Annotated in this window: 18 protein-coding genes and 3 tRNA genes; 15 read left to right on the top strand and 6 right to left on the bottom strand. The window is 48.6% G+C overall.

The window, feature by feature from the left end:
* The first annotated feature begins 86 nt into the window (after positions 1-86).
* On the top strand, positions 87-1,001 hold the full coding sequence (locus CDA54_RS05255; protein WP_099033958.1) for a LysR family transcriptional regulator: 915 nt from the start codon (positions 87-89) through the stop codon (positions 999-1,001).
* A 212-nt stretch (positions 1,002-1,213) separates the two neighbouring features.
* On the opposite strand, the gene CDA54_RS05250 is transcribed toward CDA54_RS05255, so the two are convergent.
* Positions 1,214-1,672: a YaiI/YqxD family protein gene (locus CDA54_RS05250; protein WP_099033957.1), complete on the bottom strand. Its 459-nt coding sequence runs from the start codon at positions 1,670-1,672 to the stop codon at positions 1,214-1,216.
* A 51-nt stretch (positions 1,673-1,723) separates the two neighbouring features.
* Positions 1,724-3,205 (bottom strand): diguanylate cyclase, encoded by a 1,482-nt coding sequence (locus CDA54_RS05245; protein WP_099033956.1) that lies wholly within the window; start codon positions 3,203-3,205, stop codon positions 1,724-1,726.
* A gap of 236 nt (positions 3,206-3,441) precedes the next feature.
* Here CDA54_RS05245 and CDA54_RS05240 point away from each other — a divergent pair, with 236 nt between their 5' ends.
* The 4 genes from CDA54_RS05240 to tyrA all read left to right on the top strand — a co-directional run bounded on the left by CDA54_RS05240 (position 3,442) and on the right by tyrA (position 8,224).
* Positions 3,442-4,974, top strand: a complete 1,533-nt coding sequence (locus tag CDA54_RS05240) for an AbgT family transporter (RefSeq protein WP_229748068.1) — start codon at positions 3,442-3,444, stop codon at positions 4,972-4,974.
* A gap of 24 nt (positions 4,975-4,998) precedes the next feature.
* Positions 4,999-5,577 (top strand): DNA-J related domain-containing protein, encoded by a 579-nt coding sequence (locus CDA54_RS05235; protein WP_099033955.1) that lies wholly within the window; start codon positions 4,999-5,001, stop codon positions 5,575-5,577.
* A 425-nt stretch (positions 5,578-6,002) separates the two neighbouring features.
* On the top strand, positions 6,003-7,094 hold the full coding sequence (locus CDA54_RS05230; protein WP_099033954.1) for a 3-deoxy-7-phosphoheptulonate synthase: 1,092 nt from the start codon (positions 6,003-6,005) through the stop codon (positions 7,092-7,094).
* A gap of 2 nt (positions 7,095-7,096) precedes the next feature.
* Positions 7,097-8,224: a bifunctional chorismate mutase/prephenate dehydrogenase gene (gene tyrA, locus CDA54_RS05225; protein WP_373286074.1), complete on the top strand. Its 1,128-nt coding sequence runs from the start codon at positions 7,097-7,099 to the stop codon at positions 8,222-8,224.
* Positions 8,225-8,277: 53 nt separating this feature from the next.
* Here tyrA and bfr read toward each other — a convergent pair whose 3' ends face one another.
* Together bfr and CDA54_RS05215 are read right to left on the bottom strand one after the other, a co-directional pair.
* The gene (gene bfr, locus CDA54_RS05220) at positions 8,278-8,751 is read right to left on the bottom strand and encodes a bacterioferritin (protein ID WP_099033953.1); all 474 of its coding nucleotides are present in this window, start codon (positions 8,749-8,751) and stop codon (positions 8,278-8,280) included.
* Between the two features lie 114 nt (positions 8,752-8,865).
* A complete protein-coding gene (locus tag CDA54_RS05215; protein ID WP_099033952.1) occupies positions 8,866-9,060 on the bottom strand; it encodes a bacterioferritin-associated ferredoxin in 195 nt (64 codons plus the stop codon).
* Positions 9,061-9,292: 232 nt separating this feature from the next.
* On the opposite strand from CDA54_RS05215, the gene CDA54_RS05210 reads away from it, so the two are divergent.
* The 5 genes from CDA54_RS05210 (at position 9,293) to CDA54_RS05190 (ending at position 14,593) form a co-directional block, all read left to right on the top strand.
* The gene (locus CDA54_RS05210; protein WP_099033951.1) at positions 9,293-9,898 is read left to right on the top strand and encodes a peroxiredoxin; all 606 of its coding nucleotides are present in this window, start codon (positions 9,293-9,295) and stop codon (positions 9,896-9,898) included.
* 200 nt (positions 9,899-10,098) lie between these two features.
* A complete protein-coding gene (locus CDA54_RS05205; protein WP_099033950.1) occupies positions 10,099-11,022 on the top strand; it encodes an ABC transporter ATP-binding protein in 924 nt (307 codons plus the stop codon).
* Complete coding sequence (locus CDA54_RS05200; protein WP_099033949.1) at positions 11,022-11,756, top strand: ABC transporter permease subunit; 735 nt, start codon at positions 11,022-11,024, stop codon at positions 11,754-11,756. Before CDA54_RS05205 ends, CDA54_RS05200 begins: the two co-directional genes overlap by 1 nt.
* A 6-nt stretch (positions 11,757-11,762) precedes the next feature.
* Entirely contained in the window at positions 11,763-13,592 is a 1,830-nt protein-coding gene (locus CDA54_RS05195) for a GldG family protein (protein WP_099033948.1), read from the top strand.
* Positions 13,592-14,593 (top strand): DUF4340 domain-containing protein, encoded by a 1,002-nt coding sequence (locus CDA54_RS05190; RefSeq protein WP_099033947.1) that lies wholly within the window; start codon positions 13,592-13,594, stop codon positions 14,591-14,593. The genes CDA54_RS05195 and CDA54_RS05190 overlap by 1 nt, the downstream gene beginning before the upstream one ends.
* Positions 14,594-14,660: 67 nt before the next feature.
* On the opposite strand, the gene CDA54_RS05185 is transcribed toward CDA54_RS05190, so the two are convergent.
* Both CDA54_RS05185 and folD read right to left on the bottom strand, forming a co-directional pair.
* Positions 14,661-15,236 (bottom strand): DUF1415 domain-containing protein, encoded by a 576-nt coding sequence (locus CDA54_RS05185; RefSeq protein ID WP_229748067.1) that lies wholly within the window; start codon positions 15,234-15,236, stop codon positions 14,661-14,663.
* Positions 15,237-15,244: 8 nt separating this feature from the next.
* The gene (gene folD, locus CDA54_RS05180) at positions 15,245-16,099 is read right to left on the bottom strand and encodes a bifunctional methylenetetrahydrofolate dehydrogenase/methenyltetrahydrofolate cyclohydrolase FolD (RefSeq protein WP_099033945.1); all 855 of its coding nucleotides are present in this window, start codon (positions 16,097-16,099) and stop codon (positions 15,245-15,247) included.
* Between the two features lie 299 nt (positions 16,100-16,398).
* Here folD and CDA54_RS05175 point away from each other — a divergent pair.
* The 5 genes from CDA54_RS05175 to clpP all read left to right on the top strand — a co-directional run bounded on the left by CDA54_RS05175 (position 16,399) and on the right by clpP (position 19,406).
* Positions 16,399-16,475, top strand: a tRNA-Pro gene (locus CDA54_RS05175).
* Positions 16,476-16,497: 22 nt separating this feature from the next.
* Positions 16,498-16,574 (top strand) — tRNA-Arg (locus CDA54_RS05170).
* Positions 16,575-16,828: 254 nt separating this feature from the next.
* A tRNA-His gene (locus tag CDA54_RS05165) sits at positions 16,829-16,904 on the top strand.
* 429 nt (positions 16,905-17,333) lie between these two features.
* Positions 17,334-18,635: a trigger factor gene (tig, locus tag CDA54_RS05160; RefSeq protein ID WP_099033944.1), complete on the top strand. Its 1,302-nt coding sequence runs from the start codon at positions 17,334-17,336 to the stop codon at positions 18,633-18,635.
* A gap of 144 nt (positions 18,636-18,779) precedes the next feature.
* Positions 18,780-19,406: an ATP-dependent Clp endopeptidase proteolytic subunit ClpP gene (clpP, locus tag CDA54_RS05155; protein WP_373286073.1), complete on the top strand. Its 627-nt coding sequence runs from the start codon at positions 18,780-18,782 to the stop codon at positions 19,404-19,406.
* Positions 19,407-19,493: the final 87 nt, after the last annotated feature.

Raw genomic sequence — 19,493 nt, 5'->3', positions numbered from 1 at the left:
CAATCTGCCTCCGGGCAGAACATTTGCATCTGCAGTAAAAACGGGTGTAGTATGTTTTGGCATACCTATAACAAGATCTGAGACCTATGCTGAACAGACTACAAGAATCCGATATCAAGCTGCTGCGTGTGTTCTACGCTGTAGCCTCCTGTAATGGTTTTACCGCTGCGGAACCGGTTCTGCGTATGCAACGGCCGAATATCAGTGCTGCGATCAAGAAACTCGAGGAGCGTCTGGATCTGGTGCTTTGCCATCGTGGGCGCGGTGGTTTTCAAATGACTAAAGAAGGCGAGGTGGTGTTCCAGGAAACCAAGCGTATTTTTAATGCCTTCGATAACTTTGTATTCAATCTTAAGAGTTTGCATGACGACTACTCCGGGCATATTACGCTGGTGCTGATGTCGAGCCTGCCACTGAAGTTATCTCAGGCGGTGAGTAAAGCAGTAAAGAGCACTATGCAGAAGTTTGATGATATTCACTTTAATATTCAGACCCGTCTGTATAATGAAATTGAGCATGTGGCGTTGTCGGGAGAGTGCCACCTGGTGGTCTCCAGTTATGATATGGTCAAACCTGAGTCGCTGGTCTTTCACCCTTTGGGGGTGAGTAATGCGGGCCATCTTTACTGCCATCAATCTCATCCGTTGGCTAAATATACCGATGATTTTCCGGATTCTGTGCGCCTGGAGGACTATGCCTCGGTTGGGATCACGGGTTTGTCCTCATCAAATTATGTTAATGAACAACAGCGCATGGCCATTCACACTTTCTCTGATTCCTTCGAAAGCTGTTTGTCAGCGGTGCTCACAGGAAACTATCTCGGTTTGCTGCCAGACTCGCTGGTGCAGAAGGATGCTCAGGGCCTCGGACTGGTATCCATCGGCGGTGATGCGTTTCGTTTCAACCATGAGTTTTTTGCCATCAACGGCAAAAATACCATTCTCAACCCGGTACTCAAGCACTGTATCCGCGAGCTGAATTATTTCGCCCAACAGGAATGATGGAGACGGTAGCTCTGGCTTTAGTCCGACAAACAGGTTGAAGCAGCAACGCCTGCGGGCATAGGCTTACTCTTTGCTTTGTACTGGCATTACCCGCGTAGCCTGGCCATTGAGCTTTCCTTTTATTTCACCCTTCGGTTCGCGAGACAATACATCCTTGTATTCGCCTTCCATCTTTCTTGGTTCTTCGCGATCTAAGTGGTGAAGTCGCTCTATTTGACCTGTGCCTTAGTGCGGGTCAGATAACTATCCAGCTTATTGGCAAAGGCTTGTTTATCGGCCTGGCCTAATGGCGGCGGCCCGCCGGTATGCGCGCCGCTGGCGCGCATGGTATCCATGAAATCACGAATATTAAGGCGCTGGCGTACATTGCTCTTATCCAGCCATTCCCCCCTCGGACTCAACACCAGACAATCTTTTTCAATCACCTCTGCTGCCAGCGGAATATCACTGGTAATAATCAGGTCGCCAGCTTGTGCACGGCGAACAATTTCATCGTCTGCTACATCGAATCCGCTGGATACCTGCAATGAGCGTACGTAACGTCCATTAGGCGTACGCATGGGCTGATTTGCCACCAGAATAGTGTCTGTCCGGGTACGTTCGGCAGCCCTGAACAGAATGTCCTTGATGGCTACCGGGCAGGCATCTGCATCGACCCAAATTGTCATAACTGGTCCTTATTTGATAAAAAGCTTAAACTTTATTTACGGGCATCGCTCTCAGGTCTGTTCTTCGCTGATACAAATACAGTCACGCCCCTTTGCTTTAGCCTGATAGAGGGCTTTATCTGCGCGTTCAAAACAGTCTGTCATGGACTCATGTTCCTGCAAACGGGCGATACCAAAACTACAAGTGATGGTTTTCTTTACAATAAACTCTGTGCTCTGGATCTTTTGGGCAATACGCATGGCCAGTGCTTTAGCATCAATAATGCTGTCTTGCTGACTCATAACAACAAATTCTTCCCCACCCCAACGGGCCACAACATCCTGTTCCCGAACGCATTGATTCAGCACGTTGGACAGTTCCTGTAATACACTGTCACCGGCATTGTGGCCGTACTCGTCATTTATTTCTTTAAAGTGGTCAATGTCCAGAAGAATCAGACTGCAACGCTGAATTTCACTCACTGCACGATTATCCGGCTGCATGCTGGTGTTAAAAAAGTTCCTGTTGTAGAGCTTGGTAAGAGGATCATGATTAGACAGAAACTCTAACTCACGATTGGAATTTTCGAGTTTGGTTTTCAGACTTTCCAGCTGGCCGTTTTTCTCTTCCAGCTTGAGGTTATAACGGCGAATTATCAGGTTCCATGCCGCCAACAGCAGAATAATCATCAATGTGATCAATGCCACTCTTCGGGTCAGTGTGTAATCTTGTTTCTCAATGATTCTGACGTTATTCCACTGCTGTTGTACCGCAAGGTGATCGGTTTCAGAGAAGGATGCCAGAGCCTCGTTGATGACAGGTAGTAACGAGGCATAGCGGGGAATTACCGCCATGCGGAGTTCATCCTGAGGCCAGGCCCAGCCATTTATTTTCAGATCCAGCAACGCCTGTTGCTGCACATAGGCATTGACTGAATACAGGGATCCGACAAACACATCAGCCCTGCCATCGGCCACGGCCATCAGGCCGGCATTTTCTCTGTCCACTTCTATAACATCCAGATCAGGAAAATGCCGCTTAACATACTCCAGTAGCCTATACCCCTTTGGAATGGCAAGGCGTCGGTCACCGATATGTTCAAGCCCTTGTAAAAAAGGCTCTTCTCTTCTGGAAACCAGCACATTTGGCGCATAGAGGTATACATCGCTGAATGTTAAAAAACGCTCTCTGTCTTCACTCTTGTTGAGCATGGGAGTGAGATGACACTTCTCTTCACGAAGCAGTTGCAGGGTTTCTTTCCATGACCCGGTTGGTCTGAACTGTAACTGCAGGCCGGTGTATTGCTTCAGCCTCTGCAGATACCCTGATGACATTCCCGTATGCTGTCCCTGCTCAATGGCTTCATAAGGCAGCCAGTCCGGATCTACGCAGTAGGTGAGTATCTGTTCGTTGCCTGGGTTGGCGTTGCTAACCCTGGGCTGAGCCTGGTTATTCTTACTAAAGAGACACAGCAATAATGTGAAAAAGGACAATAGTACTGCCTGTCGCGAGAGGCCCGGATAGCTTAATTCCACAAAGTTAAGCGCTTTCATAAAAACGACTGTCCAGAGACGCAAAGTGATAAATCAGGGTGCAAGTCATTTCAGGTTTTTATAAGTATTTTTATCCAGTCTGTTATCTAAGCGGCTTTCAATCAAGTCTTTTGCTCAAGTTTATGGAGATTGTGGCTATGGAAGATGGTCTATGGCAAACTTGCCAGACAGCTGACGTGGCCGCAGTTTTGTGGCCGTTACCAATAAATAAAATAAAAAAATATGGGAGACTTCCGGTGAGCACAACTAACTGGACCAGCCGGGCGCTGGATAAGATCGAACGTGTAGGAAACAAGTTACCGGATCCTGCGGTGATATTTCTGATCAGCCTGATCATTGTGTGGGTGTTATCGGCGCTGCTCTCAGGTTCCAGTTTTAGTGCAATCGATCCAAGAACCGATGCTCCTGTCGTGGTGAATAACCTGTTAACCGGAGAAAATCTGGCCGATTTTCTGTCACGAATGGTCACTATTTTTACCAGTTTTGCACCTTTGGGGGTGGTCCTGGTTGCCATGCTGGGTGTCGGTGTGGCGGAGCATTCCGGTTTTATCAATGCCGGACTCAAGCGGATGCTCGACTCTACGCCGAAAATGCTGCTGACACCTTCTATTATTCTGGTAGCGATTGTCAGTCATACCGCCACCGATGCCGGTTATGTGCTGGTGATCCCGCTGGCGGGGGTGATTTTCTATGCTATGGGACGTCATCCTTTAGCAGGTATCGCCGCGGCGTTTGCCGGAGTGAGTGGAGGATTTAGTGCCAACTTTGTCCCTTCGGCAATTGATCCCTTGCTACAGAGCTTTACCCAGAGCGCCGCGCAGATTATCGACCCGCAAATCCAGATTAATCCGCTGAATAACTGGTTTTTCACCAGTGCTTCCAGTGTACTGATTATTTTGCTCGGCTGGTGGCTGACAGACAGAGTTATTGAGCCAAGATTACAGAATACTCAGGTAGATGGTGATCCGGATGAGATCCCCAAATTTGAAGACCTGGGTAAGAAAGAGCTGACAGCGTTGCGCATTGCCGGGCTGACCATGCTGGCGGGAATCATTTTATTGGTTGTGGTGTTGTGGCCGGTTGACTCACCACTGCGTGCCCCTGATGGTGACCTGGCCTCTTTTACCGCGCCCCTGATGCACAGTATTGTGCCGCTGATCTTTCTGTTGTTTGTATTACCCGGGGTGGTTTACGGCTATCTGGCCGGTACCTTTTCCTCCAGTAAAGATGTGATCGGGGCCATGAGCAAGTCCATGGGCAGCATGAGCTATTATGTGGTAATGGCGTTTTTCTGTGCCCTGTTTATCGATGCCTTTGGCAAGTCCAATCTCGGTGCTTTGCTGGCCATCGAGGGGGCGCAGTTACTCAAAACCCTGCAACTTCCCAGTATGGTGACCATTGTTGGCCTGGTGTTTCTGACCGCTTTTGTCAATTTGTTCGTCGGCTCTGCATCGGCTAAATGGGCATTGTTGGGGCCGATTTTTGTACCGATGCTGATGCAATTGAATATCTCACCGGATCTGACACAGGCGGCTTACAGGCTGGGTGACTCCTCATCTAATATCGTCACTCCGCTGATGCCTTACTTCCCTCTGGTTGTGGTCTATTGCCAGCGTTATGTAAAAGGCACCGGTATCGGAACGTTGTTGTCATTAATGCTGCCTTTTTCGGTTTGCATTATTCTTGCCTGGACCGCATTTCTGCTGATTTACTGGGCATTGGGGATTCCTCTCGGCTTGCAGTCCAGTTATGTGTATCCGGCACCCTGAATTGTGGCGGAGTCAGGAGACTAATTGAACACTGAGGCCCCTGATATCACCCAGCCCCTGTACGAGCTTCTGCTGAAGTACCCTCAGGGGCTAAGTGAGCATAAGCTTATATCGGTATTGAAGCAGCCTGACGTGGCGATCTTCAGTGCCGGGCTCGACCTCAGTGATTCCTTGTGCCTGTTCCAGACTCATTTTTATCTGTTTAATCAGCTATACCGGCTCAGAAATCAGCTGCGCCTTAGCCAGCGGGCAGACCTGGTCATCAGTGCCATGTCTGTTTGTCTGCGCCCTTATACACCCGGGTGTAATGCGCTGAGTGAATCAGATTCTCTGGCGGCGTACTATCTGGACTGGAGCAATTTTAACAGCACCGGCAAAGAGGATGTGAACGCATTGCTGGATGGTTTCTGGCAGCGCATGGGCGGAATTGTACCGGAACAGGAGCGTTGTGAGGCTCTGGCGGTACTGGATTTACCCAAAGATGCCAGTCCGCAGCAAATACGCCGCCAGTACCGCATTCTTGTTCATCGCCACCATCCTGACAAAGGAGGCGATGTCAGTAAAACCCGCAAACTGAATGATGCCTATCGGAAACTTATCTGATTTTCGCTCAGGGCTGATGATGCGCTCCAGATCACCGTCAAGCTAGCATGGTGCCCATTGATTACATTGCTATTCCTTAGTTTGCCACGTGGTGATGCTGTGCTTTTGTGCTTAAGGTAAAACCCGGCATATATACAATCAAGGGTTAAAACATCAGAACACCTGCACATTCGCTTGCCTGTTGGTGCACATCAGGGCAATTACGGGACTTTTGGGTAGCAATGCTTGCCAAACAAGTCGGGTAATGTTAAAAAGTCAATCCCTGTAAAGAAATACATTTAAATATGAAAGTAAAGAAAACGTTACGGAGTTTATTGAAAACATCCCGATATTGCTGATCTTTCCTGCCGGTTTTCTCAGCCGGTGTCATACTTTCTATTGCCACTCTTTATTTTATTATCCATTTACAAACAGGTTTTTCTCCTATGTTAAAAGACGCCATTAACAATGTTCATGTATCCGGTGAACAGGTCATTATTACTCCCGATGAACTGGCAAAAGAACTGCCCGTCAGTGAGACTGCGCTGAATATTATCCAGCAGTCTCGTGAAACGATTGCCGATATTATTCACAGAAGGGACCACAGGCTGCTGGTGGTCAGTGGTCCGTGTTCTATTCATGATATTGATGCCGCCAAAGAGTACGCCCTCAAGCTTAAAGAACTGCACGAAGAGACCAAGGACAGCCTGTACATCGTAATGCGGGTCTATTTTGAAAAGCCAAGAACTACTGTGGGCTGGAAGGGGCTAATCAATGATCCTCATCTGGATGGCAGTTTCGATATTGAGACAGGATTGCGTAAGGCCAGAGAGTTACTGATCTGGCTGTCTGAACTACAGTTACCTGTCGCTACCGAAGCTCTGGATCCTATCAGCCCGCAATATTTATCTGAGCTATTCGCCTGGGCCGCTATCGGTGCCAGAACGTCAGAGTCACAAACACACAGGGAGATGGCCAGTGGGCTGTCTATGCCTGTAGGCTTTAAAAACGGTACGGACGGCAGTCTGGATATCCCTATTAATGCACTTAAATCTGCTGCTTCGGGGCACAGTTTTATGGGTATTAATAAGCAGGGGCAGGTGAGCATGATTCAGACTCAGGGAAATCCTGACGGGCATATTATTCTGCGTGGCGGCAAACAACCAAACTATGATTCGGTGTGTGTGTCTGAGTGTGAGGAACAAATGAACAAAGCCGGACTCAGTGCCGGTCTGGTTGTGGATTGCAGTCATGCGAATTCCAATAAGGATTATCGTCGCCAGCCTCTGGTGGCCACTAATGTGATGAATCAGATCCTCGAAGGGAATGAGTCCATCATTGGCATTATGCTGGAGAGTCATCTCAACGAGGGAAATCAGAGCAGTGAGGGCAAACAGCTAAAGGATTTAGACTATGGCGTGTCGATTACCGACGCCTGTATCGACTGGCAGGGAACCGCACAGTTGCTGAAGAAAATCCGCGATAAGCTGATTACCGTGCTGCCGATGCGAATGAGAAAAATGGAGCGGGCGGTATAATCATGACCATGGATTCGGATCCTCTTGCTCACTTGCGTCAGCAAATTGATGCGCTGGATAGCGAGTTGGTGGCGTTACTGGGTAAGCGGCTGGCAGTGACCAAACAGGTGGGGGAAATTAAAAGCCGGGTCGGCTTGCCGATTTACGTGCCAGCCCGTGAAGCGCAGCTATTGCAAAAGCGCCGGGCTGAGGCCGACGCGTTGGGGCTGTCACCGGATTTGATAGAGGACCTGCTAAGGCGCATCATGCGTGAGTCGTACCAGACACAGCATGTGCGTTATCAGTGCACAAAGCCGGATCTCGGCAAAGTAGTTGTTATTGGTGGCCATGGTGCCCTGGGTTCAGTATTCCTGGAGATGTTTGAGCGCAGTGGCTACCAGGCAGAAGCCCTGGAAAAAGACGACTGGGACAGGTCAGCAGAGATTTTTTGTGATGCGGGTCTGGTCCTGGTTTCGGTTCCGATGAAGCTTACTGAACAGGTCATTCAACGTTTGTCTGATTTACCCTCTGACTGTTTGTTGGCAGATATAACCAGTACCAAAGCCGCGCCGTTAAACGCTATGTTAGAGGTGCACTCTGGTCCGGTGCTGGGCTTGCACCCCATGTTCGGTCCTGATGTGTCAAGCCTGGTTAAGCAGGTGGTGGTGGTCTGTCATGGTCGTTATCCCGAGCGCTATCAGTGGCTACTGGAACAAATGCAGAGCTGGGGTGCCATTCTTAATGAGTCCACGGCGAAAGAACATGACGATGCGATGTCTTTTATTCAGGTGATGCGCCATTTTTGTTCGTTCGTATATGGCGCCCATCTGGCCGGCGAAAATCCGCCACTGGAGCAACTGATTCAGTTCAGTTCGCCTATTTATCGGTTAGAACTTGCGATGGTGGGGCGTTTATTTGCCCAATCGCCGGACCTGTACGCCGATATCATTTTTAACAACAAAGACAGCGTCGAACTGTTAAAACGATTTCAACATCGCTTCAACGCCGCTCTTGAAGTATTGGAAGCGGGGGACAAAGGAACCTTTATTAAAGAGTTTTTCCACATAGGCCAGTGGTTTGGTGATTTTGCCAAGAAAAGCCTGGTAGAGAGTAAGAAGCTGCTGTTAAAAGCTGATGATGATCGTTCCTGAGGCGTAGTGGTGAGAAAAGCCGGGGCTGGCTTTTCTCACCATGACATTGTTGTTTAGTCCTCACCGACCTGTGACTGGTTATAATTTTCAATGCCTAGTTGCCCGATAAGCAGTAACTGGGTTTCCAGCCAATCCACCTGTTCTTCCTCTTTGTCCAAAGCTTTTGCCAGCAAATCCCGGCTAACATAATCCTGAATTGATTCGGCATATTCAATGGCTGTGCGCAGTCTGGACACGGCATTGTGCTCAATACTCATATCGCATTTGAGCATTTCTGAAGTATCTTCACCGATATGTAATTTGCCGAGATCCTGCAAGTTGGGCATACCGTCAAGAAACAGGATTCGCTCCATCAGATCATCTGCCAGCTTCATTTCGCAGATTGAATGTTGATATTCTTTGCTGGCGAGCTTGTCCAGCCCCCAGTTTTTAAATATCCGCGAGTGCAGAAAATATTGATTGATGGCAATCAGCTGGTCGCCCAGCACGATGTTCAGATGCTTTATCAGTTCTTTATTACCTTTCATAACGTTACCCTGAATAAACTCATAGGGTTAGTATAGAGAAGTATAAAGCGACTGTCTTGAGAGAACGAAAAAAGGGAGGTGCTGAGAGGATTACGCACAGGCGATGTTATTGGTTCAGCAAACCTCTTTGAATAACGATTCGTCGATAATGGTATTATCGACAACCTGCTGGGCCAGTTGTACACATTTGCCACACTGACTGCCTACGCCAAGCTGTTTACGCAGCTCGCGCATATTACCGATGCCCTGTTCACGGACAGTCTCGGCGATTTGTTTGTCGGTTATACCGTGGCAAAGACACACAAACATTAATCATTCTCCTGCATCATTGCTAATGATAATAATTGCTATTTGGCATTATGGCAACCCAATTGATCGCTTTTTTATCGGCCGCAGCATCAATCGAGCACAATTTTTTCTGCCTTTAACGAATTTTTTCCCTTGGAATTGTCTTAATTGCCCATACTTTAGATAGTCTTATGCAAAGAGTGGCAAACAGTGCTTTGTTACTCGTTCTACAACGAAGAAAATGGAGAAAATGATGAGTGTACTAGTTGGTCGTCCTGCCCCTGACTTTACTGCTGCTGCTGTTCTGGGCAATGGTGAGATTGTTGAAAACTTCAATCTGAAAGAAAACATCAAAGGAAAGAAGGCGGTCATTTTCTTCTATCCGCTGGACTTTACCTTTGTTTGTCCTTCTGAGCTGATTGCTTTTGACAAACGTTATGATGAGTTTAAAAAACGGGGCGTCGAAGTGATTGGTGTATCTATTGATTCACAGTTCAGTCACAACGCATGGCGTAATACAGCTGTGAATGACGGTGGTATCGGTGCCGTTAAGTATCCATTGGTGGCAGACATTAAACATGAAATCTGCCAGTCTTACGATGTTGAGCATCCAGAAGCTGGTGTGGCCCTGCGTGGTTCTTTCCTGATTGATGAAGAAGGTAATGTGCGTCATCAGGTGGTCAATGATTTGCCGCTTGGCCGTAACGTAGACGAAATGCTGCGTATGGTGGATGCACTGAACTTCCATGAAGAGCACGGTGAAGTTTGCCCTGCAGGCTGGCAGGAAGGTAAAGAGGGTATGCAGGCGAGCACTGAAGGTGTAGCCAAATATCTGTCCGAGCACAACAAAGAGCTATAAGTTAAGGTATTGATAAAGCCGCGATATTTTTCGCGGCTTTTTTTTACCACGGTGTTTTGAGGTACCCCGGACAGACTTGAATTATTAACATCGGTGCCCATATTCCAGCGGTGCGAGTGTCTAAATACAGAGCATGTGTCTGCACATGTTTATATGCTCTGTATATAGGTACTTAACTCTTTGATCATGTAAGGAATCCTATGATCTCAGTAACGAATCTCAGCAAGGCATTTGGCGATTTCATCGCCGTTGATAAACTGTCTTTTGAAGTCAGAGCGGGCGATGTGGTGGGCTTCCTTGGTCCCAATGGCGCCGGAAAATCCACCACCATGAAGATGCTTACCGGGTTTCTGACTCCCAGCAACGGGGAGATCCGAATCAGTGATATGGCGATGGACAAATCCAGCAAGGCGATTCAGAAGCAGATAGGTTATCTGCCTGAAGGTGCACCGGCCTATGGTGATATGACAGTGGTGGAGTTCCTCAGCTTTATCGCAGATATACGGGGGCTTAAAGGCCAGCACAGGAAAGACCGCATAAGAGAGGTGATCAGACTGGTGCAACTGGAAGAGGTGCTAAGGCGCCCGGTAGAAAATCTGTCTAAAGGCTTTAAACGCCGTGTCGGTCTGGCTCAGGCTATTATTCATGATCCGGATATTCTTATCCTCGATGAGCCTACAGATGGGCTGGATCCCAATCAGAAGCATCAGGTACGCGAACTGATCAAGAATTTCTCCAAAGATAAAATTGTAATCATTTCCACCCATATTCTTGAGGAAGTTACCGCGGTCTGTAACCGGGCCATGATCATTGCCGCAGGCAAAATGCTGTTTGATGCCAGCCCGGCAGATTTGCAGAAAAAGTCCCGCTATTACCAGGCTATCAGTTTGCACTTTACACAACTGACAGATATCTCCGGGCTCGCTGAACTGGAAGGCGTAGAAGACATGGAGGTGGATCGACACAATGGCAGGGTAACATTATTTCCTGAAGGTCAGCAGGACCTGATGCCTGCCGTCTCCGCTTACATTCGCGATCGTGGGTTGCAGGTCGATACGCTGTATCAGGAGCAAGGGCGGCTGGATGATGTTTTCAGACAAATGACAGAAGAGGTAAGTGCATAATGGCTAATGTCATCACCTTATTTCGCCGGGAATTTTCGAGCTTTTTCGCAACCCCGGTGGCCTATGTTTTTATTCTTATCTTTCTGATGTTAAGCGGTGTTTTCAGCTTTTATATCGGTAACCTTTATGAGCGAGGGCAGGCGGATTTGCTACCCTTTTTTAATTTTCACCCCTGGTTATATCTGTTTCTGGTACCCGCCATTGCGATGCGCAGTTGGTCAGAAGAGCGTAAGAGCGGCACCATTGAGTTGTTGATGACCCTGCCGGTAACCATCCTGGAAATTATGTTGGCCAAGTTCCTTGCAGCCTGGGCAGTGCTGGGGCTGGCTTTGCTCCTGACGTTCCCACTCTGGCTGACGGTGAATTACCTGGGGAGTCCGGATAACGGCATAATCATTGCGGCATACCTGGGAAGCTGGCTGATGGCGGGGGCATTTCTGGCCATTGGAATATGTATGTCGGCATTGACAAAAAGTCAGGTGGTTGCCTTTATCCTGGCCATCGTGGTGTGTTTTGTGTTTGTTCTCAGCGGCAGCAGCATCGTTCTTGATGCTTTTACCGGCTGGTTATCGCCACTATTGCTGGATACGCTGGCTTCATTCAGTTTTCTGACGCATTTTGAGTCCATGGCCAAAGGCGTTATAGCACTGGATGATGTGGGCTATTTTGTCATCGTTATCGGTGTCTGGCTTTATGCAGGCTTGCTTGCAGTTGAACAGAAAAAAGCGGAGTAAGACAGGATGAGTAATAAGCTTTCTTCTATGCTGGCGGCAGTATTATTGGTGCTGGTTTTCTTTGTTCTGGTGTTGCTGAATAATCAGTTGATGGGAGGCTTTCGGGCTGATCTGACTGAGGATCGGGTTTATTCTCTGTCCGCTGGTAGCAAGCAAATTCTGAAGGAACTGGATGAACCTGTTCATTTGTACTTTTTCTATTCGGACAAAGCTTCCAAAGGCATGACCAGTTTGCGAAATTATGCCAACCGCGTAGAGAGTCTGTTGGAGGAATATAGTAGTCTTGCCGGGGATAAACTGGTGTTGCACAAGATTGATCCGGAACCTTTTTCTGAGGCTGAGGATCAGGCCAGTCAGTTTGGTCTGACTGCCGCAACAATAGGTGCTGCGGGCGATTCTGTTTATCTCGGACTGGCAGCGCGCAATGCCTATGATGATGAGAGGACTATTGCCTTTTTCGACCCGCAGAAGGAGAGCTCACTGGAATATGAGTTAAGCAAACTGCTTTACCAGCTCAGTGATCCGCAACCGGTAAACGTCACTCTGGTGACAGATCTGGCGGTTCAGGGTGGACAAAATCCGATGACAGGTCGCTTTGATCCCCCATGGACCAGTTTTACCCAGCTACAGCAACTCTATGACGTGGAGACTCTGGGCAGCGATGCCGCCGGGCTTCCTGCTGATACCAATGTACTGGTGTTAGTACACCCACAAAACCTAAGCGAGTCGATGTTGTACAGTATTGATCAGTATGTACTTAATGGCGGCAAGGCATTAGTTTTTCTTGATCCTCATCACGAGTCAGATCCTATGGCAGCGATGGGAGGGGCGAACGGCTCTGAACTGAGTCAGTTGCTCAGCGCCTGGGGTGCAGAGTTCTCAAACCAGCAAGTGGTGTTAGATGCTGCAGCTGGTCTGGAGATTAGAACGCAAACTGGCACTACCCGGCATCTTGGCTTTCTGGGATTGGATCAGGGCCGGCTGGATGAGGGGGATGTCATTACCCGGGATCTGGATATGCTGAACGGTGCGTCTTTTGGCTACTTCACTCGTCAGGAAAACACGCCTACAGACTGGCAACCTTTATTGTATTCATCGGAGTCTGCGGCGGTTATCGATAGCAGTAGCTATGCCATGATCCGGGATGTCAGTCAGCTTAGCGCTGACTTTGAGCAGGCGTCCAGATATACCCTGGCGGTGCGTTTGTCAGGAGAGGCCCGGTCAGCCTTTGAATCCGTGCCGGAAGGTACGGAGAAAGGCGAACACCAGCTGCAGACCGAGGCATTAAATGTGATCCTGGTAGGGGATACCGATTTTCTTACTGATCGATTCTGGGTCAGCCAGTCCAATTTTTTTGGTCAGACTATCTACACGCCGTTCGCCAATAACGGCGACTTTCTCACCAATGCTGTAGAGAATCTGAGTGGCAGCGACGCACTGATCAGCATTCGTAGCCGAGGCACTTTCTCTCGTCCCTTTGAAGTGGTGGAAAAGCTAACGGTCAAGGCAGAGCAGTCGTTTCGTGAGCAGGAAAAAAGGCTACAACAACAATTGGAAGAAACAGAGCGGCAACTGGCGCAACTGCAGGAACAAGGAGGGCAGTCTGGTGCTTTAGTGTTGTCACAGCAACAACAGCAGATGCTGGACGATTTCATGCAGCAGAAAGTCGATATTCGCAAGGCCCTGAGGGAAGTTCGTCACCAGCTGGACAAAGATATAGAGCAACTTGGAACGATACTCAAGTTTATTAATATTGCGCTGGCTCCGATAGTGCTGGTGTTGTTGCTCGGTGGCCTGTTCAGGTTGTTCCGGGCCTTTGCTGGGAGGAGCCTGTAATGCAGAAACATTTATTGTCATTGTTACTCATTAGTTTACTGGGCTTGCTGGCCGGTTATCTGCTGCTCAGTGGCAACCCTCAGAATACCGAGTTACAGAACGGTCCACTTGTGCCGGAATTGCAAGAGTCGGCTGATGCCGTGAACGAGATTACCGTGCTCACTACCAGTGGTGAGCACATAGAGGTGGTTCTTGATCAGGGCCTTTGGCGTATGAGCAGCCATGGGCACTATCCGGTAGATCAACAGAAGCTGGCGACATTGCTTCAGGATGTGGTCAATGCCCGCAAGCTGCAGCCAAAAACTGACCGCGAAGATCAGCTATACCGGCTTGGCCTGGCAAAATCAGAACAGGGACAAGCCGCTGAAGTAAGCATCAGCTCTGATGAGGATTCCTGGCAACTGATGGTGGGGAATAAGCCTTCAAGCGGTTTAGGGCATTATCTGCGCTTTGCCAACAGTTCTCAGGCCTGGCTGGTGGATCAGAGTTTGTCACTGCCCGTCAGCGCCAGCGACTGGATGCGTCAGCCAATTCTGGATGTCAGTGTGGATGAGGTTGTGAGCCTGGCCAGAATGGATAATCATAACTGGGAGATCTATCGCGACACAACAGATGCGAGTTTTCAGTTACAACCGATGAAAGAGGGTGAGCAACTCAGGTATGAAGGGGTACTTGAAAGTTTTGTCAGCAATATCATCAACCTCAGTTTCGAGCAACTGGTTGATGCGGATAACGCTTTCTGGGATACCCTTACACCGGCAGCTGAATTTCAAATGGTATTGAAGGACGGCCGTCAGGTTGCACTGAAGCTGGCTAAGGCTGACGAGCTTCACTATGCTGCGCTGTCGGTGGAATCGGGATCACCGTATTGGCAGAATTGGTTCTATCAAATTTCAGGCTTTTCCTCGAAACAGTTGCTCAAGTCGCCATCGGACTTTATCGCAGAAGGGGCAGAACCCGAGGAAAAGTTACCGGTCAATCCGGGTACGGGGATGGAATAATGCCAGGTGGTGTGAAAAACAGACCACTGAGCGAGACAATCATAGCCTGATTGGTTAAGCCGGGGGCTTAAGGTTTCAGAGGATTGGTATAATCCTGGTCCTGATATTCGAGGCAGTCGTTCAATTTTTGCTGCAGTGACTGACTGCCCAGTTCCCTGGCTTTAGTTATATTGCGCTGAGGAATTTTCTCAGGCTGCCTGTAGGTTGCCAGTGCGCTCTCTATCTCACTTTCTCTGAGCAGATGCAAAACCGGGAAAGGGGCGCGGTTGGTATAATTAGATGGGTCATCGGCAGCCTCTCCGTCAAACTGATACAGAGGGTGGAAACTGGCTAGCTGAAAGTCACCGCGATACCCCTGCTGATCGAGAAAGTCGTTTGCCCGCTCAACCAATTCCAGATATCGATTAAAATCATCGAAGCCTGCGGCCATGATCAATAGACTGGTGACGATGCCCGGATGTGCCTGCAAGTATTCCAGCTCTGTTTTCAGTGTGACCAGAGCCGTTTTTATCTTTCTATCATAGCAGACCGAATAACGCGTCTGGTTTTGCTCAAGTCTTGCGAAAGGACAGAAGTTCAGCCCGATTACCACTGTATCAACCCAGCGCTTTACGGGTCTTATAAATTCAGCATCCTGATACACAGGCATTCTTAACTGTGAAAGTTAACATAAGCTTCAAGGGTGTTTTCAATCAGGCTGGCAACGGTCATGGGGCCAACACCACCTGGTACCGGCGTGATCCAGCCGGCCCGCTCAGAGGCGGCTTCAAAAGCAACATCGCCAACCAGGGTGCCATCATCCTGGCGGTTAATACCCACATCGATGATTGTCGCACCGGTTTTGACCCATTCCCCCGGAATAAACTCGGGTTTGCCCACTGCAACAACCAGTAAATCAGCCCGCTCCACATGGGCTTGTAAGTCACGGGTAAACTTATGGCACACCGTTGTGGTGCAACCGGCCAATAATAACTCCAGCGACATGGGACGCCCGACAATATTGGATGCACCCACAATTACTGCATCCAGGCCTTTAACCGGCCTGCGGGTAGACTCGATCATTTTCATAATCCCTTTTGGTGTGCAGGGGCGTAGGGAAGGAATTCTTTGCGCCAACCGACCAATATTGTACGGGTGAAAACCATCCACATCCTTGCTCGGATGAATATGCTCCAGTATGGCCTCAGCATTGAGTCCGGCTGGCAGGGGTAATTGAACCAGGATGCCATCGACTTCTTTATCCGCGTTGAGTTCGTCGATCAGTTTAAGCAGTTCCTGCTCCGTTGTGCGCGCAGACAGATCATAAGAGCGGGAAACGAAGCCCACTTCTTCACACGCATTGCGCTTGCTACCTACATAAACCTGAGAAGCCGCGTCACTGCCCACTAGAATGACAGCCAGCCCCGGTGCTCTTTTTCCTGCATCCTTAATAGCTTTGACCTGGCTGGCTACTTTCTGACGAACTTGCTGGGCGATGAGTTTTCCGTTAATTAGCTGTGCTGACATGATGATTATGATCTGGATTCAGGATATGGATTAGATGCCGGTTATTGTCCCATGAACCCCGGGGGAGGGCAATTGATCCGCCTCCGGTTGGTGTACATGGGCCCGTATAAAGACAAAATGTATTGGTGTGGTGTTGTCGTTATTACATCTCTTATGCGGGAGATATGATGTTTAATTAACCCATGCGCTGGAAAAATAGACATACGCACAGGCTCAGGTGAAAAAGTGTTTGACGCTCTTATACCAAGTCGGTAATATTCGCGCCCCGTAGCAGACACGAAGTTGCTGCGAGCAAGAATCGGTGAGTAGCGCAGCTTGGTAGCGCACTTGTTTTGGGTACAAGGGGTCGCAGGTTCAAATCCTGTCTCACCGACCAATTCTTGTTTCGGGTTCGAAAAGCGCCCGTAGCTCAGCTGGATAGAGCAACGGCCTTCTAAGCCGTGGGTCGCAGGTTCGAATCCTGCCGGGCGCGCCAGCGAACCAGGCAGGGATGAGAACCGTTCGACAAATTCGCCGGGAGCGAATTTGAACGCCGCAAGGCGGCCTCAGGGAGGTGGAGTACAGGATGTACGAAATACAAATTCGCCGGGAGCGAATTTGAACGCCGCAAGGCGGCCTCGAAGAGGCGAAGTACAGGACGTACGGAGTAATCCTGTCAGGCGAACCAGACAGGTAACAAGTCTAAATGAATATCCGCCGAACAGATAGACGGCAAACATCTATTCAGTGGTGGGCGTAGCTCAGTTGGTAGAGCCCCGGATTGTGATTCCGGTTGTCGTGGGTTCAAGTCCCATCGTCCACCCCATTCCCCGCTTAATCTTTGTAATACATTTCTCTCCATCGATTTTTGTTATTCCGCACAGAAAAAACAGACCACGAACCACACCAAAAGCACGAACAAAAAAACTATTAACCACAGAGGGACACAGAGAAGTGAAAAGGGCATTAGCCATTAAAACCTCTGTGTTCTCTGTGTTCTCTGTGCCTCTGTGGTGAAGTCAGCTTTTTCTGGCTCTTCTGTGGTTTGGTAGCAAGATGTGATTTAATTCGCATACGCATCCGGGCATGTTTTCGCTGGAATTAGTTTGCCTCAACCGGTATAATACTGCGTCTTTTTATCAGGCCCTAAATTCATTCATCATCATTTGGTCGTTACTAAAGCTTTGAGAGCTGCGGTCCAAAGGCGGTGGGGTGATATTACACAAAGCCGAGCAGGCAAAGTTGAGGTAGAAGAATGCAAGTTTCAGTTGAGACGACTCAAGGTTTAGAACGCCGTCTTACCATTACTGTGCCGGCTGAAAAAGTCGACACAGCCGTGAAATCACGTTTACAACAATTAGCTAAAACCCAACGTATTAATGGTTTTCGTCCTGGTAAGGTACCTGTGAACGTGATCAAAAAGCGTTTTGGTCAGGCAGTGCGCCAGGAAGTGGCGGGCGAGGTCATGCAGCGCAACTTTTATGATGCCGTGGTTCAGGAAAAACTGAATCCTGCAGGTATGCCAGCGTTCGAATTGAAGAAAGACACCGACGGTGAAGATTTACAATTCGTCGCGTCTTTTGAGATTTATCCGGAAGTGGAAGTGAAAGACCTGGATAAGATCAAAGTTGAAAAGCCTGTTGTTGAGATTTCTGATAAGGATCTGGACAACATGATGGATACCCTTCGCAAACAGCACGCCAACTGGAAAGAAGGCAAGCGCAAAGCCAAGAAAGATGACCGTGTGACTGTCGATTTTGTTGGTACCATTGACGGTGAAGAGTTTGAAGGTGGTAAAGCAGAAGACTTTCAGCTGGAGTTGGGCAAAGGTAGCATGATTCCAGGCTTTGAAGACCCTATTGTTGGCCACAAACCAGGCGAAGAAGTGGTTGCTGATGTAACCTTCCCTGAAGACTATCATGCCGATAAGCTCAAAGGGAAAGCGGCTCAGTTCACCATCACTATTAAAAAGGTAGAAGGTCTTGATCTGCCTAAAGTTGATGATGAGTTTGCCAAACTTTTCGGCGTGGAAGAGGGCGGCGTCGAGGCTCTGCGCGATGAAGTGCGCAAGAATATGCAGCGTGAGCTGGAACAGACTCTGAAGAACCAGGTGAAAGAGCAGGTTATCAACGGTCTGGTTGAGAGTAACCAGATTGACCTGCCCAAGGCGCTGGTTGACCAGGAAGTTAATCAATTACGACAGCAGGCCTTGCAACGCTTTGGTAACCAGCAGCAGGGGAATATGCCTGAACTGCCAGCCGAACTGTTCGAAGAAAATGCTCGCCGCAGAGTTTCTGTGGGGCTGTTGCTTGGTGAAGTGATTAAGCAGAAAGAACTCAAAGTAGATGAAGCCAAGGTGCAGTCTTTGATTGAAACCACTGCTTCAGCTTATGAAGACCCACAGGAAGTGATCAATTATTACAAGAGTAATCAGGAGCTGATGCAGCAAATGCAGAACCTGGCCCTTGAAGAACAGGCGGTGGAAAGCCTTTTGGCTGGCGCCAAAGTCAAGGAAGTGAAAAAGAAATTTGACGACATAATGAACAAGCAAGCCTGATTTAGCTCTTGTTCGTTGACTTAGTCTGTCAGCAACTGATTAAATGCCCGGTAAGTACCGGGCATTTTTTATTTCTACAGGGACGAAAATCAAACCGCAAACACAGGATGTGCTCAGGCGGTAACTTGTGAGACGTTAATCATGATGGAAAAGTCTTTAGAACCAATGAACTCCCTCGTACCAATGGTGGTTGAGCAAACCTCCAAGGGTGAGCGCTCTTATGATATTTTCTCCCGCTTATTGAAAGAACGGGTAATCTTTTTGGTTGGTCAGGTGGAAGATCATATGGCTAACCTGATCGTGGCTCAGATGTTGTTTCTTGAGTCTGAGAATCCGGACAAAGATATCTTTTTATATATCAATTCTCCGGGGGGATCGGTTACTGCCGGCATGGCCATCTATGATACGATGAATTTTATCAAGCCGGATATCAGTACCGTATGTGTGGGGCAGGCTGCCAGCATGGGAGCGTTCCTGCTGTCTGGCGGAGCAAAAGGTAAGCGCTATTGTTTACCTAATTCCAGAGTGATGATTCACCAGCCTCTGGGTGGGTTTCAGGGCCAGGCATCGGATTTTGAAATTCATGCAAAAGAAATCCTGTCTGTAAAAGAGAAGCTTAACCGTCTGTTGTCAGAGCATACCGGGCAGGACTATGAAACAGTTGCCCGTGACACAGACAGAGACAATTTCCTGAGTGCAACATCAGCGAAGGAATATGGTCTTGTAGACGAGGTATTGAATAGCAGATTGGATGCCCACAAAGAAAAGTAAGTGGTAGCTAATCCAATTGGATTATTTGGCCGATAGAGATGAATAGATGTAAGCTTAGGGAGTAATTAATGCCTGAGTCTGACAGAG

This window comes from Lacimicrobium alkaliphilum (genome assembly GCF_002591895.1).
Classification (GTDB): Bacteria; Pseudomonadota; Gammaproteobacteria; order Enterobacterales; family Alteromonadaceae; genus Lacimicrobium; species Lacimicrobium alkaliphilum.
Note: the sequence above shows the minus strand (reverse complement) of the source record. Positions and strands in the feature narration are given on the sequence as shown.